This window comes from Methylobacterium sp. Leaf118, from assembly GCF_920984675.1.
Lineage (GTDB): Bacteria > Pseudomonadota > Alphaproteobacteria > Rhizobiales > Beijerinckiaceae > Methylobacterium.
The window spans coordinates 52,827-70,268 of record NZ_CAKLBV010000002.1; the positions used below are offsets into that span (position 1 = coordinate 52,827).

Annotated in this window: 14 protein-coding genes and 1 riboswitch; of the genes, 11 read left to right on the forward strand and 3 right to left on the reverse strand. The window is 71.9% G+C overall.

All coding sequences use genetic code 11. From position 1 onward, the window contains the following. Positions 1-99 precede the first annotated feature (99 nt). Complete coding sequence (locus tag LW587_RS01400; RefSeq protein ID WP_232627819.1) at positions 100-1,398, forward strand: YeaH/YhbH family protein; 1,299 nt, start codon at positions 100-102, stop codon at positions 1,396-1,398. 59 nt (positions 1,399-1,457) lie between these two features. After that, positions 1,458-3,029, forward strand: a complete 1,572-nt coding sequence (locus LW587_RS01405) for a SpoVR family protein (protein ID WP_232627820.1) — start codon at positions 1,458-1,460, stop codon at positions 3,027-3,029. 40 nt (positions 3,030-3,069) lie between these two features. On the opposite strand, the gene purN is transcribed toward LW587_RS01405, so the two are convergent. Both purN and purM read right to left on the reverse strand, forming a co-directional pair. Next, entirely contained in the window at positions 3,070-3,732 is a 663-nt protein-coding gene (gene purN / locus LW587_RS01410; RefSeq protein WP_232627821.1) for a phosphoribosylglycinamide formyltransferase, read from the reverse strand. Then, complete coding sequence (purM, locus tag LW587_RS01415) at positions 3,729-4,796, reverse strand: phosphoribosylformylglycinamidine cyclo-ligase (RefSeq protein ID WP_232627927.1); 1,068 nt, start codon at positions 4,794-4,796, stop codon at positions 3,729-3,731. Before purM ends, purN begins: the two co-directional genes overlap by 4 nt. Before the next feature lie 321 nt (positions 4,797-5,117). Here purM and LW587_RS01420 point away from each other — a divergent pair, with 321 nt between their 5' ends. From LW587_RS01420 to LW587_RS01445, 6 genes are all read left to right on the forward strand, one after another. Then, a complete protein-coding gene (locus LW587_RS01420; RefSeq protein WP_232627822.1) occupies positions 5,118-6,230 on the forward strand; it encodes an AI-2E family transporter in 1,113 nt (370 codons plus the stop codon). A 77-nt stretch (positions 6,231-6,307) separates the two neighbouring features. Beyond that, on the forward strand, positions 6,308-7,015 hold the full coding sequence (locus tag LW587_RS01425) for a hypothetical protein (RefSeq protein ID WP_232627823.1): 708 nt from the start codon (positions 6,308-6,310) through the stop codon (positions 7,013-7,015). A 52-nt stretch (positions 7,016-7,067) separates the two neighbouring features. Further along, entirely contained in the window at positions 7,068-7,523 is a 456-nt protein-coding gene (locus LW587_RS01430; protein ID WP_232627824.1) for a hypothetical protein, read from the forward strand. A 284-nt stretch (positions 7,524-7,807) separates the two neighbouring features. After that, the gene (locus LW587_RS01435) at positions 7,808-9,361 is read left to right on the forward strand and encodes a malonate--CoA ligase (RefSeq protein ID WP_232627825.1); all 1,554 of its coding nucleotides are present in this window, start codon (positions 7,808-7,810) and stop codon (positions 9,359-9,361) included. A 133-nt stretch (positions 9,362-9,494) separates the two neighbouring features. After that, positions 9,495-11,000 (forward strand): HWE histidine kinase domain-containing protein, encoded by a 1,506-nt coding sequence (locus LW587_RS01440; RefSeq protein WP_232627826.1) that lies wholly within the window; start codon positions 9,495-9,497, stop codon positions 10,998-11,000. A gap of 51 nt (positions 11,001-11,051) precedes the next feature. Then, positions 11,052-12,221, forward strand: a complete 1,170-nt coding sequence (locus LW587_RS01445; RefSeq protein WP_232627827.1) for a YihY/virulence factor BrkB family protein — start codon at positions 11,052-11,054, stop codon at positions 12,219-12,221. A 13-nt stretch (positions 12,222-12,234) separates the two neighbouring features. Here the strand turns inward: LW587_RS01445 and LW587_RS01450 are convergent, their stop codons facing one another. Beyond that, a complete protein-coding gene (locus tag LW587_RS01450) occupies positions 12,235-13,275 on the reverse strand; it encodes a DUF6925 family protein (RefSeq protein ID WP_232627828.1) in 1,041 nt (346 codons plus the stop codon). Positions 13,276-13,351: 76 nt separating this feature from the next. Next, positions 13,352-13,548, forward strand: a riboswitch (cobalamin riboswitch). A gap of 198 nt (positions 13,549-13,746) precedes the next feature. Here LW587_RS01450 and LW587_RS01455 point away from each other — a divergent pair. The 3 genes from LW587_RS01455 (at position 13,747) to LW587_RS01465 (ending at position 17,282) form a co-directional block, all read left to right on the forward strand. Continuing rightward, complete coding sequence (locus tag LW587_RS01455; protein ID WP_232627829.1) at positions 13,747-15,195, forward strand: PepSY domain-containing protein; 1,449 nt, start codon at positions 13,747-13,749, stop codon at positions 15,193-15,195. A 140-nt stretch (positions 15,196-15,335) separates the two neighbouring features. After that, positions 15,336-15,752, forward strand: coding sequence for a peptide-methionine (R)-S-oxide reductase MsrB (msrB, locus tag LW587_RS01460; protein ID WP_232627830.1), 417 nt, complete (start codon positions 15,336-15,338; stop codon positions 15,750-15,752). A 210-nt stretch (positions 15,753-15,962) separates the two neighbouring features. Continuing rightward, positions 15,963-17,282: a hypothetical protein gene (locus LW587_RS01465; RefSeq protein WP_232627831.1), complete on the forward strand. Its 1,320-nt coding sequence runs from the start codon at positions 15,963-15,965 to the stop codon at positions 17,280-17,282. The last annotated feature ends 160 nt before the right edge of the window (positions 17,283-17,442 follow it).

The following is a 17,442-nucleotide window of genomic DNA, read 5'->3' on the forward strand; positions in this document are numbered from 1 at the left end:
GGTGAGGCGGGCCGCCCCCCGCCTCTCGCATCCGCCGCCGCATGTCCGCACCTTTGTCCCGGAACCAGGGACGCCAAACCAGGCGCTGAGCGACACCGGATGCACATCGTCGACCGTCGGCTCAATCCAGGCGGAAAGAGCCTCCCGAACCGCCAGCGCTTCCTGCGCCGGGTCAAGGACGTCGCCCAGCGGGCGGTGCGCGAATCCGCCCGCGAGAAGGACATCAAGGACCTCGGCAAGGACGGGCGCATCACCGTGCCGGGCGACGGGGTGCGCGAGCCGCGCTTCTCGCGCCAGCCCGGCACGGGGCATCAGGACTACATCCTGCCGGGCAACAAGACCTACGTGGAGGGCGACCGCATCGAGCGTCCGCCGGGCGGCGGCAGCGGGGGCGGCGCCGGAGAAGGGGGCGACGGCGGCGAGAACGGCGAGGACGCCTTCCAGTTCGTCCTGACCCGGGAGGAGTTCCTCGACCTCTTTCTCGAGGATCTCGAACTGCCCGACCTCGCCAAGCGCCGCCTCGCCGTGGTGGAGACGGAGAGCCTGCGCCGGGCCGGCTACACGGTGTCGGGCTCGCCGGCCAACCTCGCGCTCTCGCGCACGCTGCGCAATTCCATGTCCCGGCGCATCGCCCTCAAGCGCCCGAAGCTGGAGGAGGTGGCGGCCGTCGAGGCGGAGATCGCCGCGGCCGAGGCGGCGAACGATCCGCGCCTGCCCGACCTGCAGCTGCAGCTGCACGGATTGCGCGAGCGCTCGAAGCGCATCCCCTATGTCGATCCGATCGACCTGCGCTTCCGCCGCTTCGAGCCCTATCCGCGGCCGATCGCCCAGGCCGTGATGTTCTGCCTGATGGATGTCTCGGGCTCGATGACCGAGCACATGAAGGATCTGGCCAAGCGCTTCTATATCCTGCTGCACATCTTCCTGACGCGCCGCTACAAGCATGTCGAGATCGTCTTCATCCGCCATACCGACCGGGCGGCGGAGGTCGACGAGGAGACCTTCTTCGGCTCCCGCGAGACCGGCGGCACGCTGGTCTCCTCCGCGCTGGTCGAGATGAAGCGCGTCATCACCGAGCGCTACTCGCCCGACGACTGGAACATCTACGCGGCCCAGGCCTCGGACGGCGACAACGTCTCGTCCGACGGGCCGACCTCGACGGAGCTGCTGCGCGCCCACATCCTGCCGGCCTGCCAGCACTTCGCCTATCTCGAGGTGGGCGACGAGAACGGCCCCCGCGCCGGCTTCGTCGAGCACCGCACCACCCTGTGGCGGACCTACGAGGCCCTGGCCAAGGCCGGCGAGCCGCTGGCCATGCGCAAGGTGAACCACCGCCGCGACATCTACCCGGTCTTCCGCGAGCTGTTCGGCCGCAAGGATGCGCGGGCGGAGGCGTGAGCCAGACTTGACGCCTCCCCCGGCGGGGAGGACAGACAGCGTCGAAGAGAAGGGCCGACATGGTCGCGAGCCTGAGCCGCACGAAGTCCACGGCGCCCCCGCCCGGCGAGTTGCTATTCTCCGGCAACGACTGGGATTTCCAGACGATCCGGCGCATCCACGACGCCTGCGAGGCGGTTGCCGGGCCGGAGCTCGGCCTGTCCTGGTATCCGAACCAGATCGAGATCATCACCGCCGAACAGATGCTCGACGCCTATGCCTCGATCGGCATGCCGCTGTTCTACAAGCACTGGTCCTTCGGCAAGCACTTCGCCCAGCAGGAGGCGAGTTACCGGCGCGGCCTGATGGGCTTGGCCTACGAGATCGTCATCAATTCCGATCCGTGCATCTCCTACGTCATGGAGGAGAACACGGCGACGATGCAGACGCTGGTGATCGCCCACGCCGCCTTCGGCCATAACCACTTCTTCAAGAACAATTATCTGTTCCGGCAATGGACCGACGCCGAGGGCATCCTCGATTATCTCGATTTCGCCAAGAGCTACATCGCCCGCTGCGAGGAGCGCTACGGGCATCAGGCGGTCGAGCAGGTTCTGGACGCCGCCCACGCCCTGATGAGCCAGGGCGTCCACCGCTATCCCCGCAAGAAGCGGCCGGACCTCGCCAGCGAGCAGCGGCGCGAGCGCGAGCGGGAGGAGCACGGCGAGCAGATCTACAACGATCTCTGGCGCACCCTGCCGGCCAAGGCCGGCGCCCAGAAGGGCGACCCGGCCCTGGAGCGGCGCAAGGCGCTGCTCGAACTGCCCCAGGAGAACATCCTCTACTTCCTCGAGAAGGTGGCCCCGCGCCTGCGGCCCTGGCAGCGCGAAATCCTGCGTATCGTCCGGCTGGTGGCGCAGTATTTCTACCCGCAGCGCCAGACCAAGGTGATGAACGAGGGCTGCGCCACCTATTGCCACTACCGGATCATGAATGCGCTCTCGCAGAAGGGGCAGCTCAGCGAGGCCGCCTATCTCGAGTTCCTGACCTCGCACACCAACGTCATCCGCCAGCCGAATTTCGACGACCGCTCCTTCGGTGGCCACAACCCCTACGCTTTGGGCTTTGCCATGATGCAGGACATCGCCCGCATCGTGGAGAATCCCACCACGGAGGATCGCGACTGGTTCCCCGACATCGCCGGTCGGGGCGATCCCATGGGGGTGCTGCGCGATTGCTGGGAAAACTACCGCGACGAGAGCTTCATCGCCCAGTTCCTGAGCCCGAAGCTGATGCGCGACATGCGCCTGTTCCACGTGGTGGACGATCCCGACGAGCCGGAGATGCGCGTTCAGGCGATCCACGACGAGCGCGGCTACCGCAAGATGCGCCGCTCGTTCGCCCGGCAATACGACGTGGCGTGGCTCGACCCGGACATCGAGGTGGTCGATGTCGATCTCGAGGGCGACCGCCGGCTCATCCTCCACCACAAGGCGCTCAACCGCATCACCCTGCAGAAGGAGGATGCCCGGCGCGTGCTCCAGCACCTCGCCGATCTCTGGGGCTACGACGCGGTGCTCAAGGAGGTCGATCCGGCCACCGGCGCGGTGCTGGTCGAGCACGCGGCGAGCGCGCGGCCGATCTTCTTCTGAGGTTTTCGGATGTTCCGCGGGCGCGCTTGCGCCGAGCGCGTCAGAGCGAGAGGAGCGCGGCCGACGCATCGCGGGCGCGGTCCGTGAAGAAGCGCACCCGGCCGCCTTCGAGGGCTGCCCCGCCGCCGGCGATCAGGGCCAGCGCCGCCGGGTAGAGCCGGTGCTCCTGCACGATCACCCGCGCCGCAAGCGTGTCGGCGTCGTCGCCGGGCAGAACCGGCACGGCGGCCTGCGCCACGATCGGGCCGGCATCGAGTTCCGGCACGACGTAGTGGACGCTGCAGCCGTGGAGCCGCACGCCCGCTTCGAGCGCCCGCTGATGGGTGTGCGTGCCCTTGAACAGCGGCAGGAGCGAGGGGTGGATGTTGATCATCCGCCCCGCCCAGGCCTCCACGAAGGCGTCGGTGAGGATCCGCATGAAGCCCGCGAGCACGATCAGCTCGATCCCGGCGGCGTCCAGCTCCGCCTGGAGCGCGGCGTCGAAGCTGGCACGGTCGGCAAACGCCCGGTGATCGACGGCGCAGGCCGGGATGCCGGCCTCGCGGGCGCGGTCGAGCCCGGCGGCGTCGGGGCGGTTCGAGAGCACGAGCACGATTTCGGCCGGGTAATCGGGCGCGCGCGCCGCCGCGATCAGCGAGACCATGTTCGAGCCGCGCCCCGAGATGAGGATCGCGACGCGCTTCTTCGGAACCGCGGCGCTCACAGCGCCAGCCGCCCCTCGAACGTCACCGGCTCGGCGCCCCGCTCGGTGATGCGCCCGAGCCGGACCGGCGCCTCGCCGGCCTCGGTCAGCGCGTCGGCCACACAATCCACCGCGTCGGCGGCGGCGATCACCACCATGCCGATGCCGCAGTTGAAGGTGCGCAGCATCTCGGCCTCCGCGACGCCGCCCTCGCGGGCGAGCCAGCCGAAGACCGGCGGCACGGCGATCGCCGAGAGGTCGATCGCGATGCCGACGTCGTCCGGCAGGACGCGGGGGAGGTTGTCGGGAAAGCCGCCGCCGGTGATGTGGGCGAGCGCCCGGATGCCGCCCGCGCGCTTCAGGGCGGCGAGCAGCGGCTTCACGTAGATCCGGGTCGGCTCCAGCAGCGCCTCGCCGAGGGAGCGGCCCGGAGCGAACGGCGCGTCGGCGTCGTAGGCGAGGCCGGTCTTGGCCACGATCCGCCGTACCAGCGAGAAGCCGTTCGAGTGGACGCCCGACGCGGGCAGGCCGAGCACCGCGTCGCCGGGCAGGATGCCGGGCCGCGGCAGCAGCGTCCCGCGTTCGGCCGCCCCCACCGAGAAGCCGGCGAGATCGTAGTCGGACCCGTCGTAGAGGCCCGGCATCTCGGCGGTCTCGCCGCCGATCAGCGCGCAGCCCGCCTGCCGGCAGCCCTCGGCGATGCCCCGGACGATGTCGGCGCCGACGCCCGGCACCAGCTTGCCGGTGGCGTAATAGTCGAGGAAGAACAGCGGCTCGGCGCCCTGGACGATGATGTCGTTGACGCACATTGCCACGAGGTCGATGCCGATCGTGTGGTGGCGCCCGGTCTCGATGGCGATCTTCACCTTGGTGCCGACGCCGTCGTTGGCGGCCACCAGGATCGGGTCCTTGAAGCCGGCCGCCTTGAGGTCGAACAGGCCGCCGAAGCCGCCGATCTCCGCATCCGCCCCGGGCCGGCGCGTCGCGCGCACCAGCGGCTTGATGGTCTCCACGAGCGCGTTGCCCGCGTCGATGTCGACGCCGGCCTGCGCGTAGGTGAGCCCGTTCCCGTCCTGCGCCGTCATCGCCATCCCGCCGTCCGGCCTCTCCGATTCAGGAACATGCGCTGCCACATCGCGGCCGGAATGGCCACTGCCCCGCGTGCAAGGCGCCGCGCCGGGACACAGCATCCTGCGGGATGCTGCGGTGTCGGACCAAGCGATAGGGACGTCACCGCGGGTCCCCTCCCCCGCCTCCCGCGGACGAGCGCCGCCCCGCCGCGGGAGGGATCGACGATGCGGCATCGTCGTCAGGGCGATCGCGGGGCGGGCGCAAGCTCCACCTTGACCCCGGCGCCGCGCCGACCACTCTTCCCGCCCGACGGACACGGACGAAAGGGGGCCTCGATGCGCGGCCGGGCAATCATCGGGCTCTCGATCCTCGCGGTCGCGGTCTTCCTGCTCTACGAGCTGCGCGAGGTGATGCTGCCCTTCGTGGCGGGGCTCGCCCTCGCCTACCTGCTCGATCCCCTCGCCGACCGGCTGGAGCGGCTCGGCGTCGGGCGGCTCGCCGCCACGCTCATCATCCTGGCGGGCTTCGTGGTCAGCTTCGTGGTGCTGCTCATCATCGTGGTGCCGCTGGTGGCCGGGCAGGTCGCCTCCCTCGTCAACGCCCTGCCGACCATGGTCTCGCGGCTGCAATCGATCCTCGTCGAGCGGGCCGGGCCGCTCCTGCAGCGGGTCGGCGGCAGCGAGGTCGTCAACGAGCTGCAATCCTCCGTCGGCACGCTGGTCGGTCAGGGCGGCACGTGGTTCCTGGCCTTCCTCAAATCGCTCTGGACGGGGAGCCAGGCGCTGGTCTCGATCGCCTCCCTCCTCGTGGTCACGCCGGTCGTCGCCTTCTATCTGCTGCACGACTGGGACCGGATGATCGCGGCGCTGGACCGCTGGGTCCCCCCGCGCCACCGCCCGACCGTGCGGCGGCTCGCGGGCGAGATCGACGGGGCCGTGACCGGCTTCGTGCGCGGGCAGAGCCTCGTCTGCCTCATCCTCGGCTCGTTCTACGCGATCGGTCTGTTCATGGTCGGGCTGAATTTCGGCGTGCTGATCGGGATGATCTCAGGGTTTCTCACCTTCATTCCCTATGTCGGCACGCTCACCGGCTTCATGCTCTCCGTCGGCGTCGCCCTGGTGCAATGGTGGCCCACCGGCGACTGGCTCCATATCGGGCTGACCGTCGGGGTGTTCCTGGTCGGCCAGTTCCTGGAAGGCAACGTGATCTCGCCCAAGCTCGTGGGCGATTCCGTCGGCCTCCATCCGGTCTGGCTGATGTTCGCGCTCCTGGCCTTCGGCTCGCTGTTCGGCTTCGTCGGCCTGCTGCTCGCCGTGCCGGTGGCGGCCTCGATCGGCGTGATCGTCCGCTTCGGCATCGAGCAATACCTGCAGAGCCGGCTCTATCGCGGCGACGGGCCGGTGCTGATCGGGGAGACCGACCGGCCGCCGCTGCCGGTGCGCGACTGACGACGCCCGCGATCGCCGTGTCCGAAGACCGGCCCTCCCCTGTCGGGACGCGGCGCGAGAGGGTGTAGACTGTCCCCATGCGCGACACCGCTCCCCCGAAGCAGCTCGCCTTCGACCTGCCGCTCGATCCCCGCTACGGCGCGGAGGATTTTCTCGTGAGCCCCTCCAACGAGGAGGCCTACGGCCTGATCGAGGCGTGGCCCGACTGGCCCGACACCGTCTTCCTGCTGCGCGGCCCCCCGGGCAGCGGCAAGAGCCACCTCGCCTCGATCTGGGCGAGCCGCGCCCAGGCCTGGACGGTGGCGGCCGCCGAGATCGACATGGGCCGGGTCGCCCACCTGATCTCCAACGGCGCCCTCGTGGTCGAGGACGTGGACCGGGCCGAGGGGCGCGACGAGGCGGCCCTGTTCCACCTGCTCAACCTCGCCCGGGAGCGGCGCTTTCCGGTGCTGCTCACCGCGTCGGTACCCGTCGACGATTTCGGGCTGAAGGTCGCCGATCTGCGCTCGCGCCTGCGGCTCGCCTCGGGCGCCGAGATCGGGCCGCCCGACGACGCGCTGCTCAAGGCGGTGATCGTCAAATTGTTCGTGGACCGGCAGCTCGTCGTCGATCTCTCCGTGGTCGAGGCCCTGGCGCTGCGCATCGACCGCTCGCTGGCCCGCGTCCGCGAGGTGGTGACGGAGCTCGACCGCGACGCCCTCGGCCGCGGCCGCCGCATCACCAAGCCGCTGGCGCTCGCCGTGCTCGACCGCCTCGACGCGGCGGGGGCGGGCGAGGAGGCGTGAGCCGATCCACCCGCCATCCACACCGTATCCACAGCCTGCCCACAGAGATCCCATGCGACGCCTCCTCCTCGCCGCGCTGCTGACCGTCCCGGCGCTCGCGCCGATTCCCCTTCGCGCCGCCGACGCGTGCGACGCCCTGGCCGCCCGGATCGCGCAGGCCACGGGCGCGGGGAAGGCCGGGCGCCGGGTCGGCCCGAGCGTCGACCTGCGGGCGGGCAGCGGCGTGAGCCTCAACCTGACCTGCCGGGCCCAGCCGATCGTGCAGGCGACCTCCGGCGATCCCTCCCCCTCCGCCGCGTTCTTCCGCGACTTGTCCGTCGCCTCCGAACTCGTGATCGGCGAGCCGGCGCAGACCCTCCAGCCGATCCTGGTGAAGGCCTACGAGACCGCCCTGCGCGAGGGGCGCAAGTCCTTCCTTCAGCAGGGCGGCTGGTCGGCGAGCTGCTACACCGACAGCGCGGGCGCCCTGCGGACCCTCTGCTCGGTCGGGCGCATCCCGACCGAGTGAGACCAGGCGGCGCGAAACAGGACCGATGGTCCATGTTCGTGCCTCCGGCGGATGCCCGTCGCCCCGCCGTCGCGGGGGCCATCGACGATGAAGCACCCTCATCGCCGATGGGGATGCGCGGGCGCGAGCCTGCCGGCGGATGCGGGGACGTGGCGGGCTTCGCGTCCCCCTGACGGGAGGGGCCGGCACCGTCCGTCCGCCCCTCCCGCGCGTTCCCGCTTGAATGGAACGCCGCCGCGCGCCAATGCGGACGGCGCGCGCAAACCGGGGAGGAGACGAGATCGATGGCCGAGCGAGCCGCCAACCACCTGTTCGACCTCGTGCGCGCCCATCTCCCGGCGGAGCCCGCGGCCCGGACCTTCATCGAGGCGGTCACCCCGTCGGGCGAGGCGCGCTTCACCTATGCCGACCTGCTCGCGCGCTCCGCGGCCTACGCGAACGCGCTGGTCGCCCTCGGGGTGCGGCCGGGCGATCGGGTGGCGGTGCAGGTGGAGAAGAGCCCGGAGGTCCTCTTCCTCTATCTCGGGACGGTCCGGGCCGGCGCGGTCTTCCTGCCGCTCAACACCGCCTACACGGCCCCCGAGGTCGCCTATTTCCTCGGGGACGCCGAGCCCGCCCTGTTCGTCTGCGATCCCGCCCGTGCGGCCCAGCTCGCGCCGGTCGCGGACCGGGCCGGCGTGGCGCTGCTGCACACCCTCGACGGGGCCGGTCGCGGCAGCCTCGCCGACGCCGCCGACGCCGCCGGGGACGCGTTCGCCGATCGCCCCCGCGGGCCCGAGGATCTCGCCGCGATCCTCTACACCTCGGGCACGACCGGGCGCTCCAAGGGCGCCATGCTGAGTCACGCCAACCTCGCCTCGAACGCCCAGACCCTGGCGCAATACTGGCACTTCACGGACCGCGACGTGCTGATCCACGCGCTTCCGGTCTTCCACACCCACGGCCTGTTCGTGGCCACCAACGTCGTGCTCGTCACCGGCGGCACCATGCTGTTCCTGCCCCGGCTCGATCCGAAGACGATCCTGGCGCTGATGCCGCGGGCGACCGCGATGATGGGGGTGCCGACCTTCTACACCCGGCTCCTCAAGGAGCCGGGCCTGACCCGGGCGGCGACCGCCCATATGCGCCTGTTCGTGTCGGGCTCGGCGCCGCTGCTCGCCGAGACGCACCGGGAATGGTCCCAGGCCACCGGCCACGCGATCCTGGAGCGCTACGGCATGACCGAGACCAACATGAACACCTCGAACCCCTACGAGGGCGCCCGCCGCCCCGGCACGGTCGGCTTCCCCCTGCCGGGCGTCGCGTTGCGGGTCGTTCATCCTGAGACCGGCGCGCCGCTCGGCGCGGAAGAGGTCGGGATGATCGAGGTGAAGGGCCCCAACGTCTTCCAGGGCTACTGGCGCATGCCGGACAAGACCGCGGCCGAGTTCAAGGTGGACGGGTTCTTCATCACGGGCGACCTCGGCAAGATCGATCGCGACGGCTACGTCCACATCGTCGGGCGCGGCAGGGACCTCATCATCACCGGGGGCTACAACGTCTACCCGAAGGAGATCGAGGACGAGATCGATGCCCTGCCCGGCATCGTCGAATCGGCCGTGATCGGTCTGCCCCATCCGGATTTCGGCGAGGGGGTCACCGCGGTGGTGGTGCCGGGCGAGGGCGCCCCGGACGAGGCGGGCGTGCTCGCCGCGCTCGAAGGCTGCCTGGCCAAGTACAAGTGTCCCAAGCGGATTCTGTTCTGCGATGCGCTGCCGCGCAATGCCATGGGCAAGGTGCAGAAGAACGTCCTGCGCGAGTCCCATTCCGGCCTCTACGCTGGGTCGTCCAAGACCTGAGCGGGTGGTGGCGCTCTCGGCCCTGTGATGCGATGGTGCGGGGCGAGATGCTATGGGGGCCTGCCCCCGTCCGGGGCGCGGAGCGCTGTCCCGGGTGGAGGCGCCGCGAGGAACCGTCGGGACAAGCTCAATCGTGACCAGCCGCCAGGAGCACGACCGGATCGATGCGGAGCTCCACCGCGTCGCCAAGAGTTCGGACCCCTTCGCCGCGGCCGTGCGGGCGACCCGGATGCCGATGCTGATCACGGATCCGAACCAGCCGGACAACCCGATCGTCTTCGTCAACGACGCCTTCAGCAAGCTGACCGGCTACGAGCGCGACGAGATCCTCGGGCACAATTGCCGGTTCCTCCAGGGACCGAAGACCGACCGGGCGGATGTCGCCCGCATCCGCGACGCGATCGAGCGGCGGGTGCCGATCGAGATCGACCTCCAGAACCACAAGAAGAACGGCGAGGTGTTCTGGAACCGGCTCCTGATCTCGCCGGTCTTCGACGCGGACGGGGCCCTCACCTACTACTTCGCCTCGCAGTTCGACGTGACGCTGGAACGCGAGCGGCTGGTGCGGCTCCAGCGCGACCGGGACGCCCTGGAGCAGGAGGTCGAGCGCCGCAACGACGACCTGACCCGCAGCGAGAGCCGCTTGCATTTCATGCTCGCCGCCGGGCGTCTCGGGGCCTGGAGCCTCGACCTCGGCGACAAGCGCCTCGTCGCCTCCGACCTGTGCAAGCTCAATTTCGGGCGGCCGGTCGACGAGCCCTTCACCTTCGAGGACCTCGTGACCGCCGTGGTGCCGGAGGACCGTCCCAAGCTCGAGACGGCCATGCGCGCCGCCATCGACCGGCGGGGGGATTACGACGTCGAGCACCGGGTCACCGCGCCGGGCGGCGAGGTGCGCTGGGTGCAACTGCGCGGCCGGGCCTTCTACCGGGCGGACGGGGCGCCGCTCTCCATGGCCGGCATTTCCCTCGATGTGACCGACCGCAAGCGGGCCGACGAGCAGCGCACGCTGCTGGCCGCCGAGATGAAGCACCGGGTCAAGAACTCGATCGCCACGGTGCAGTCGATCGCCCACCAGACCCTGCGCAACGCGGCCTCGATCCAGGACGCCCAGAAGACGCTGGACGCGCGTCTCAACTCGCTGGCCTCCGCCCACGACATCCTCACCTCCGAGAGCGATGTCGGCGCGACCCTGGCCGAGGCGGTGGAGAGCGCGCTGCAGCCCTTCCGGGTCACCCCGCGCGGACGCATCCGGGTCGGCGGGCCGGAGGTGCGCCTGACACCGCGCCTCACGCTCGCCGTGGTGATGGCCCTGCACGAACTCGCCACCAACGCCGCGAAGTATGGCGGCCTTTCGAACGATTCCGGCCGGGTCATCCTGAACTGGGAGGTCGAGGGGCGCCGCGCGGGCGAGGCGCCCGGCCTCCTGCGGATGCGCTGGGAGGAGTTCGACGGCCCTCCGGTGGAGAAGCCGGCCCGGATCGGCTTCGGCACCCGCATGATCGAGCGGGTGCTCTCCGCCGAGCTCGGCGGCAGCGCCGCGATCGAGTACCGGCCGCGCGGCCTCGTCTTCACCGTCGAGGCGCCTCTGCCGGAGGAGCGGGCCCCGCCGTCGCCCTTCGGGAACGGCCAAGCCTGACGCCACGTTGAAGGGGCAGTCCCGCCGCCGCAGGCCGCCCCCCGCCAAACGATGTCGTCCTCACCCCGTCCCACCCCCCGGCCGGCCGGAGAGGCCGCCGCCGCGTCCCTGCTCTGGACCCTGTTCGCCGGGATGGCCCTGGTCGCGCTCGCGGCGGCGCCGAAGCGCCGGCTCGCCGCGGACCCTGCCCTCCCGGACCCGGCGCCGAAGCGCGAGGAGGCGGGCTCCGGCGGCGCCCATTCCCATGAGGGCCGCGCCGCCCGCTGGGTCGCGGCGACGCAGGGCGACCGGGGCCGCCACGCCGAGCATCCGGGCGAGATTCCCGCCCCCGGCTGGTGGGACATCGCCGTGCGGGTCTACCAGGAGTTCACCAAGGACCGGGTGCTCTCGGTCGCGGCCGGCGTGACCTTCTACAGCCTGCTCTCCCTGTTCCCGGCGATCGCGGCGCTGGTGAGCTGCTACGGCCTGATCGCCGACGTGAACACCATCAACGTGCACCTTGCCACGCTCCAGGGCGTGCTGCCGTCCGGCGCCATCGAGATCGTCGGCGAACAGGTCAAGCGCATCGCCGCCAAGGGCGGGGGCACCCTCGGGCTCACCTTCTTCACGAGCCTGACGCTGTCGCTGTGGAGCGCCAACGCCGCCATGAAGGCGATGTTCGACGCCCTCAACGTGGTCTACGAGGAGGAGGAGAAGCGCAACTTCTTCTGGCTCAACGTCCGCTCGCTCACCTTCACGGCGGGCGCGCTGCTGTTCATCATCCTGGCGCTCACCGCGATCGTCGTGCTGCCGGTGGTGTTCAACTTCCTCGGCCTCGGCGACGGGGCCCGGCTGATCGCCATGGCGCGCTGGCCGGCCCTGCTCCTCGTCCTTCTCTGCGGGCTCGCCGTGCTCTACCGCTACGGCCCGAGCCGGGAGCGGGCGCGCTGGCGCTGGGTCGGCGCGGGCAGCGTGGTGGCGGGCCTGCTCTGGCTCCTCGCCTCGATCCTGTTCTCTTGGTACGTCTCCAGCTTCGGCAACTACAACGAGACCTATGGCTCGCTCGGCGCCGTGATCGGCTTCATGACCTGGATCTGGATCTCGGCCACGATCGTGCTGCTCGGCGGCGAGATCAACGCCGAGATCGAGCACCAGACCGCGCGCGACTCGACCACGCTGCCGACACTGCCGCTGGGGCAGCGGGGGGCCCGCATGGCCGACACGGTCGGCGCGGCGGCCTGAGCCGCGCGGCCCCTCACCGCGCCTGCGACCCTAGGGTCGGTTCGGCCTCGCCACTCCAGTAACGCGCCTGCGCCTCGGCCACCCGCCGGGCCCCGCGGGCATGCCGGGGGGCGACCGCGCTGGCGGGCCCCTGCCTGCCGACGCGCTTGATCGCGAGCAGTTCCGGATCCCCCCATCGCTCGAGCAGGGATTGGAACGCCGCGTGGCGGGCCGGATCGAACGGGATGCGCCGCCCCAGCCGGTCCTTGTAGGGATGGGGCGGGTGCAGCGCCCCGCAGGGCACGAGGCCCGTCGGGATCGGCGCCGTGGCGGCGTGGGTGCGCCCGCCCTTGAGCAACTGGGGCAGGATGTGGCTGTGGGGTCCCTCCCCGCGGAGGGCGCCGGGTTCGGGGATCGGCGTGAAGACCTCGATCCGCCCGATCCGGGTGAGGAAGACCCGGTGCGGGCTGGTCGCAGCGGCCCGGGGGGAGGCCGGCGCTCGCAGAAGAGCCGAGGCCCCCCATAAGTCTCGCGACGCGTCCGGGCTCCGATTGCCAGGCGGGGGCGCGAGGGCCGCGAGACTCGGCCCGATCGGGTTCCCGGCGTCGAACAGCGGGCGGCCGACACCGGCCCGCAGGACGGCGATCGCCTCCGGATCGGACACGCGCAGGCAGGCATCGATCGCCAGGAGATCGAGGCCGAGATCGAACAGGAGGGCGTGGCGGTCCTCGGGCCGCGCCGCCGCCGTGTCGGGACCGAGTTCGGTCACGACCCGGCGCCGGCTCATGGCGCAGGCGGTCTCCGGCAGGCACAGGGCGACGGCGTGGTTCCAGCCGCCATCGACACCGGTCTCGTACGCGAACGGGCGCAACTCCGCGCCCGGGGTCAGGACGATGGCGCCGCGGGCGGTGACGAGCCCCATGCGGCCGTCGGACAGGGGCCATGCCGGCTCCGCCGCAGGACGCTCGAACCCGGCGAGGGCGCCGAAGCTGTTGAAGCTCCAGGCGGTGTCCGGATCGGCCAGGGCCCCAGCGAGGAGGGAGGCCACCGCATGGGGGCCGGTGTCGCGCGTCATCGGTCTCCTCTCGGCGGGCGCCCGTCGGGGGCCGCCGCGGCATGTCCTCCGGCAACATTGACCGGGACGGGCGTCCCGCTATCACGGATGCGACGGTTTCCTTCGGGAATCAAAAGGGAACGCGGTGGGAGCCAAGCTCCGATGCCGCGGCTGCCCCCGCAACTGTGAGCGGCAAGCCCTCCATCACGCATGTCACTGGGCTGCCCGGCCCGGGAAGACGATGGGGGACGACGACCCGCGAGCCAGGAGACCTGCCGTCAGCCGTGGTCACGCGCGGAACGCGCCGGGCGGGGTGCCCCGGCGGGTGTCGCGGCCGTGCGTCTCTCCCGAGGCGGCGGCCGAGGCCTCGTCCGCGGTGACGTGCCACCCGTCCCGCCCGAGGCGTCCGTGCCGCTCCCCCGTCCTCTCGTCCCGCCCCGAGCCACGCCGCCGCGCCCCGCGCCGCTCGTGGCCGGACCCCTCGCGAAAACCTTGCGGCGCTGGCTCCATCTCGGTCATCGCTGGCTCGGCATCGCCACCGGCCTGCTCTTCGCGACGTGGTTCGTCTCGGGGCTGGTCATGCTCTTTGTCGGCTTCCCGGGCCTTGGAGAGGCGGAGCGCCGGGATGGCCTGCCCGCCCTCGATTGGGCGCAGGTCCGGCTCTCGCCGAGCGCCGCCCTGACGGCGGCGGGCGAGGACCGCTTCCCCCGCGATCTGCGGCTGGCCATGCGCGACGGCGTTCCGGTCTATCGGATCACCGGCTGGGACGGGACCCGGCGGACCGTGTCCGCATCCGAGGGGCGATCGCTCCCCGCCATCGATGCCGACGCCGCCCGACGGATCGCCCGGTCCGATCCGCGGGCCGTCCAGCCCCATGCACTCGGCCTGGTCGAGCGCGATCAGTGGAGTGTCACCGCGCGCTACGATCCGCTGCGGCCGTTCCACCTGGTCGCCCTGGGGGATGCCCGCGACACCCGCCTCTACGTCTCGGCCCGGACCGGCGAGATCGCCCTCGACACCGATGGGCGCGAGCGGCTCTGGAACTGGTTCGGCGCGATCCCGCACTGGATCTATGTCACGCCCCTGCGGGCCCAGGCCGATCTGTGGCGCGACGTGGTCCTGTGGGTCTCGGGCGTCGCCATCGCCGCCGCGCTCAGCGGCGTCGCCGTCGGCCTGCTGCGCGTCCGTTTGCGGCGGCGCTACCGCGGCGGACGGGTCACGCCCCATCGCGGCTGGATGGCGTGGCACCATCTCGCCGGTCTCGTCGGCGGGGCGACGCTCCTCACCTTCATCGTCAGCGGCTGGCTCTCGATGAACCCGAACCGCTGGTTCGGCCCGCGGGCCCCCTCCCCGGCCATGCTGGAGCGTTACGCGGGCACGACGGCGCTGCAGCTCGACCTGTCCCTTGCCGACCTGCGCGCCGCCGCCTGCCCCGACGCGGTCGAGATTCGCCTGAGCCATCGCGGCGGCGCGCCGCTCGCGATGACGGTCTGCCGCGACGGACGGCAGGTGCCGTGCTGCGCCAACCCGCCGCCGGGCCGCGAGCGCTGGGCCCGGGCCGCCCGTGCGCTCCTGCCGGAGGCCGACCCGCCCGCCATCACCCTCCTCACGGAGGCGGACGCCTACTGGCAAGGGCCCGGCGATGCGCGCCCGCTCCCCGTGCTGCGCGTGGTCTTCGCCGATCCGGAGGCCACGTGGTTCCATATCGATCCGGAGAGCGGGGAGATCCTGAACCGGATGGACCGGTCGGGGCGGATCGAGCGGTGGCTCTTCGGGGCCCTGCACACCCTCGATCTCGGCCTGCTGCTGCGGCATCCGCCGGCCCGGGAGGCCGCGATCGGGTGCCTCTCCCTACTCGGCCTCGTCACCGCCGTCTCCGGTATCGTGATCGGCTGGCGGCGGCTGCGCAGGGCCGGAAAACCGGCCCGCGGGCCGGCGTGAGCGCCGGGGCCGAGGACGCCCCCTCCGGCCCGGACCAAGTCCGCCGAGTTCGGCCGAGGGACCTGTGCCGCACTCCCCGGGTGCCCGGGGACGCGCCACATGGCATCCTGTCGTCACGCAAGAACGCTCTGGAGGATCCCATGGCCGCATCCGAACCGCGCGACAGCGCCGCGGACACCCGCACCGAAGCCGAGTGGCGCGCCGCGCTCACCCCGGAGCAGTTCCAGGTCCTGCGCGAGCACGCCACCGAGCGGGCCGGCACGAGCTGCCTCAACGCCGAGAAGCGGGCCGGCACCTTCTTCTGCGCCGGCTGCGGATCGCCGCTGTTCGAGAGCGGCACCAAGTACGAGTCCGGCAGCGGCTGGCCGAGCTTCTTCGCCCCGCTCGAGGGGGCGGTGGAGACCCAGGTCGACCGCAGCCACTGGATGACCCGCACCGAGGTCCATTGCGCCCGCTGCAAGGGCCATCTCGGCCACGTCTTCGAGGACGGTCCGGCGCCCACCGGCCTGCGCTACTGCATGAACGGCGTCGCCCTGGACTTCGAGCCGGCGGACTGAGAAGACCGCCTGTCCCGTGCGAAATCGACGGCATTTCCTCTCCGAGGCTTGCCGTGTGATCCGTCGCGCGCCATCACTTCGCCATGAAAGCCGTGGTCAAGACTTGGTGAAGGTCTGCATGTGTCGCGCGGTCTCCGCCCGCGGAGGTTCCCCGGGGACGAACCGGACGACCACCGCGCGACGGGTCGAGCCGGCCCCGGAGGAAAGTGTATGAGTGTCGTTCGCCGGTTTCTCGTGGCGCCCTCTCTGGTCCGCCTGCTGCGCAAGGAGCGTGGCGGTTCGCGCATCACCGAAGGCTATTTCGCGCCCCAGGCCGGTCGGACCTCGTTCGTGCGCGCCCAGGGCACCAATTGCTTCCTCGTGCTCGTGACCGGGACCGAGGGCGCGCAGATCGAGGAGCGCACGGAAGTGCCGCGCGCCCACGGCGACGCGCTGCTCGATGTCTGCGCCGGCAAAGTGATCTACGAGCGCACGGCGGTGGCGTTCGGCGGAGCCGAGGCGCAGATCGACCGCTTCGTGCGGCCGGCCGGGCTCGACATCGTCAGCCTCGCCTTCGAGTCCGCCGAGGCCGCCAAGGCGTTCGTGCCGCCGGCCTGGTTCGGGGCGGAGGTGACCACCGACCGGGCCTACGAGGGCGCCGCCATCGCCCTGACCGGGATGCCGTCGCCCGGCGAGATCCCGCTCTCCAACGCCGCCCTCGACGCGGTGCTGGACCTGATCGAGCCGCGGTTCGGCACGAGCCGTCCCAGCGTCCCGCCGACGCCCCAGAAGCCGCCGGCACCCAAGGAGAGCGCGGCGCCCCCGCCCAAGCCCGCCGGCGCGCCTGCGGCCGCCGCAACCACGGCCACCGCCCCCGCCAAGCCCGCGGAGCCGGCCAAGCCCGCGGAGGCCTCCACATCTGCGGAAGCCCCCAAGGCCGTGGAACCTCCGCCGGCCGCCAAGGTGCCGCCCCCCGCCGCGGCGCCCAAGCCCCCTGAACCTGCCAAGCCTGCCGAAGCGCCCAAGCCTGCCGAAGCGCCCAAGCCTGCGGCTGCCCCGGCCCCGGTCCAGGCCGCAAAGCCGCCGGCCGAACCGGCGAAGGTCGAGAAGGCGCCCGAGCCGCCGGCGCCTGCCAAGCCGACCGAGCCGCCGAAGCCGTCGGCGCCCGCCGCCCCGCCGCCCGAGGCGAGAGCGGTGCAGGCCCCGGCCCCCACGCCTCCGAAGGTCGAGAGTCCGCCCGCGCCGGCGGCCTCCGAGCCCGTCAAGGAGCCCGTGCGGGAGGTGGCGAAGGAGCCGTCCAAGCCGGACGAGGCGCCGAAGCCGCCCGAGGCCAAGCCCGTTCCGCCCCTGCCCGCCGCCGCCGAGGCGGTGGCCGCGCCGGAGACTGCGGACCGTCTGCCGCCGGATGCGCGGATCGACGACGTGATCGAGAGCCTGTCCAAGGCCCTCGGCGCCGCGATCCGCAATCCGCAGGAATCGAGCGGCGACGAGAGCGTCGCCGAGGCCTTCGAGCGCTGGCAGGTCCGGCCCCGCCGCACGCAGCAGACCTGAGCCGCGAACCGGCCGCCCCTCGCGCGAGCCGCCCTGGCTCGAATCGGGGGCGGCGCGGACGATCACCTTCGAGCGAGCGTCCCGGCTCCGGCCCGACGCGCGGCATTGCGCTCGGGTCGGCCTCGTTGCTAAGGCGGCAGGAACGCCAGCACCGACTGCC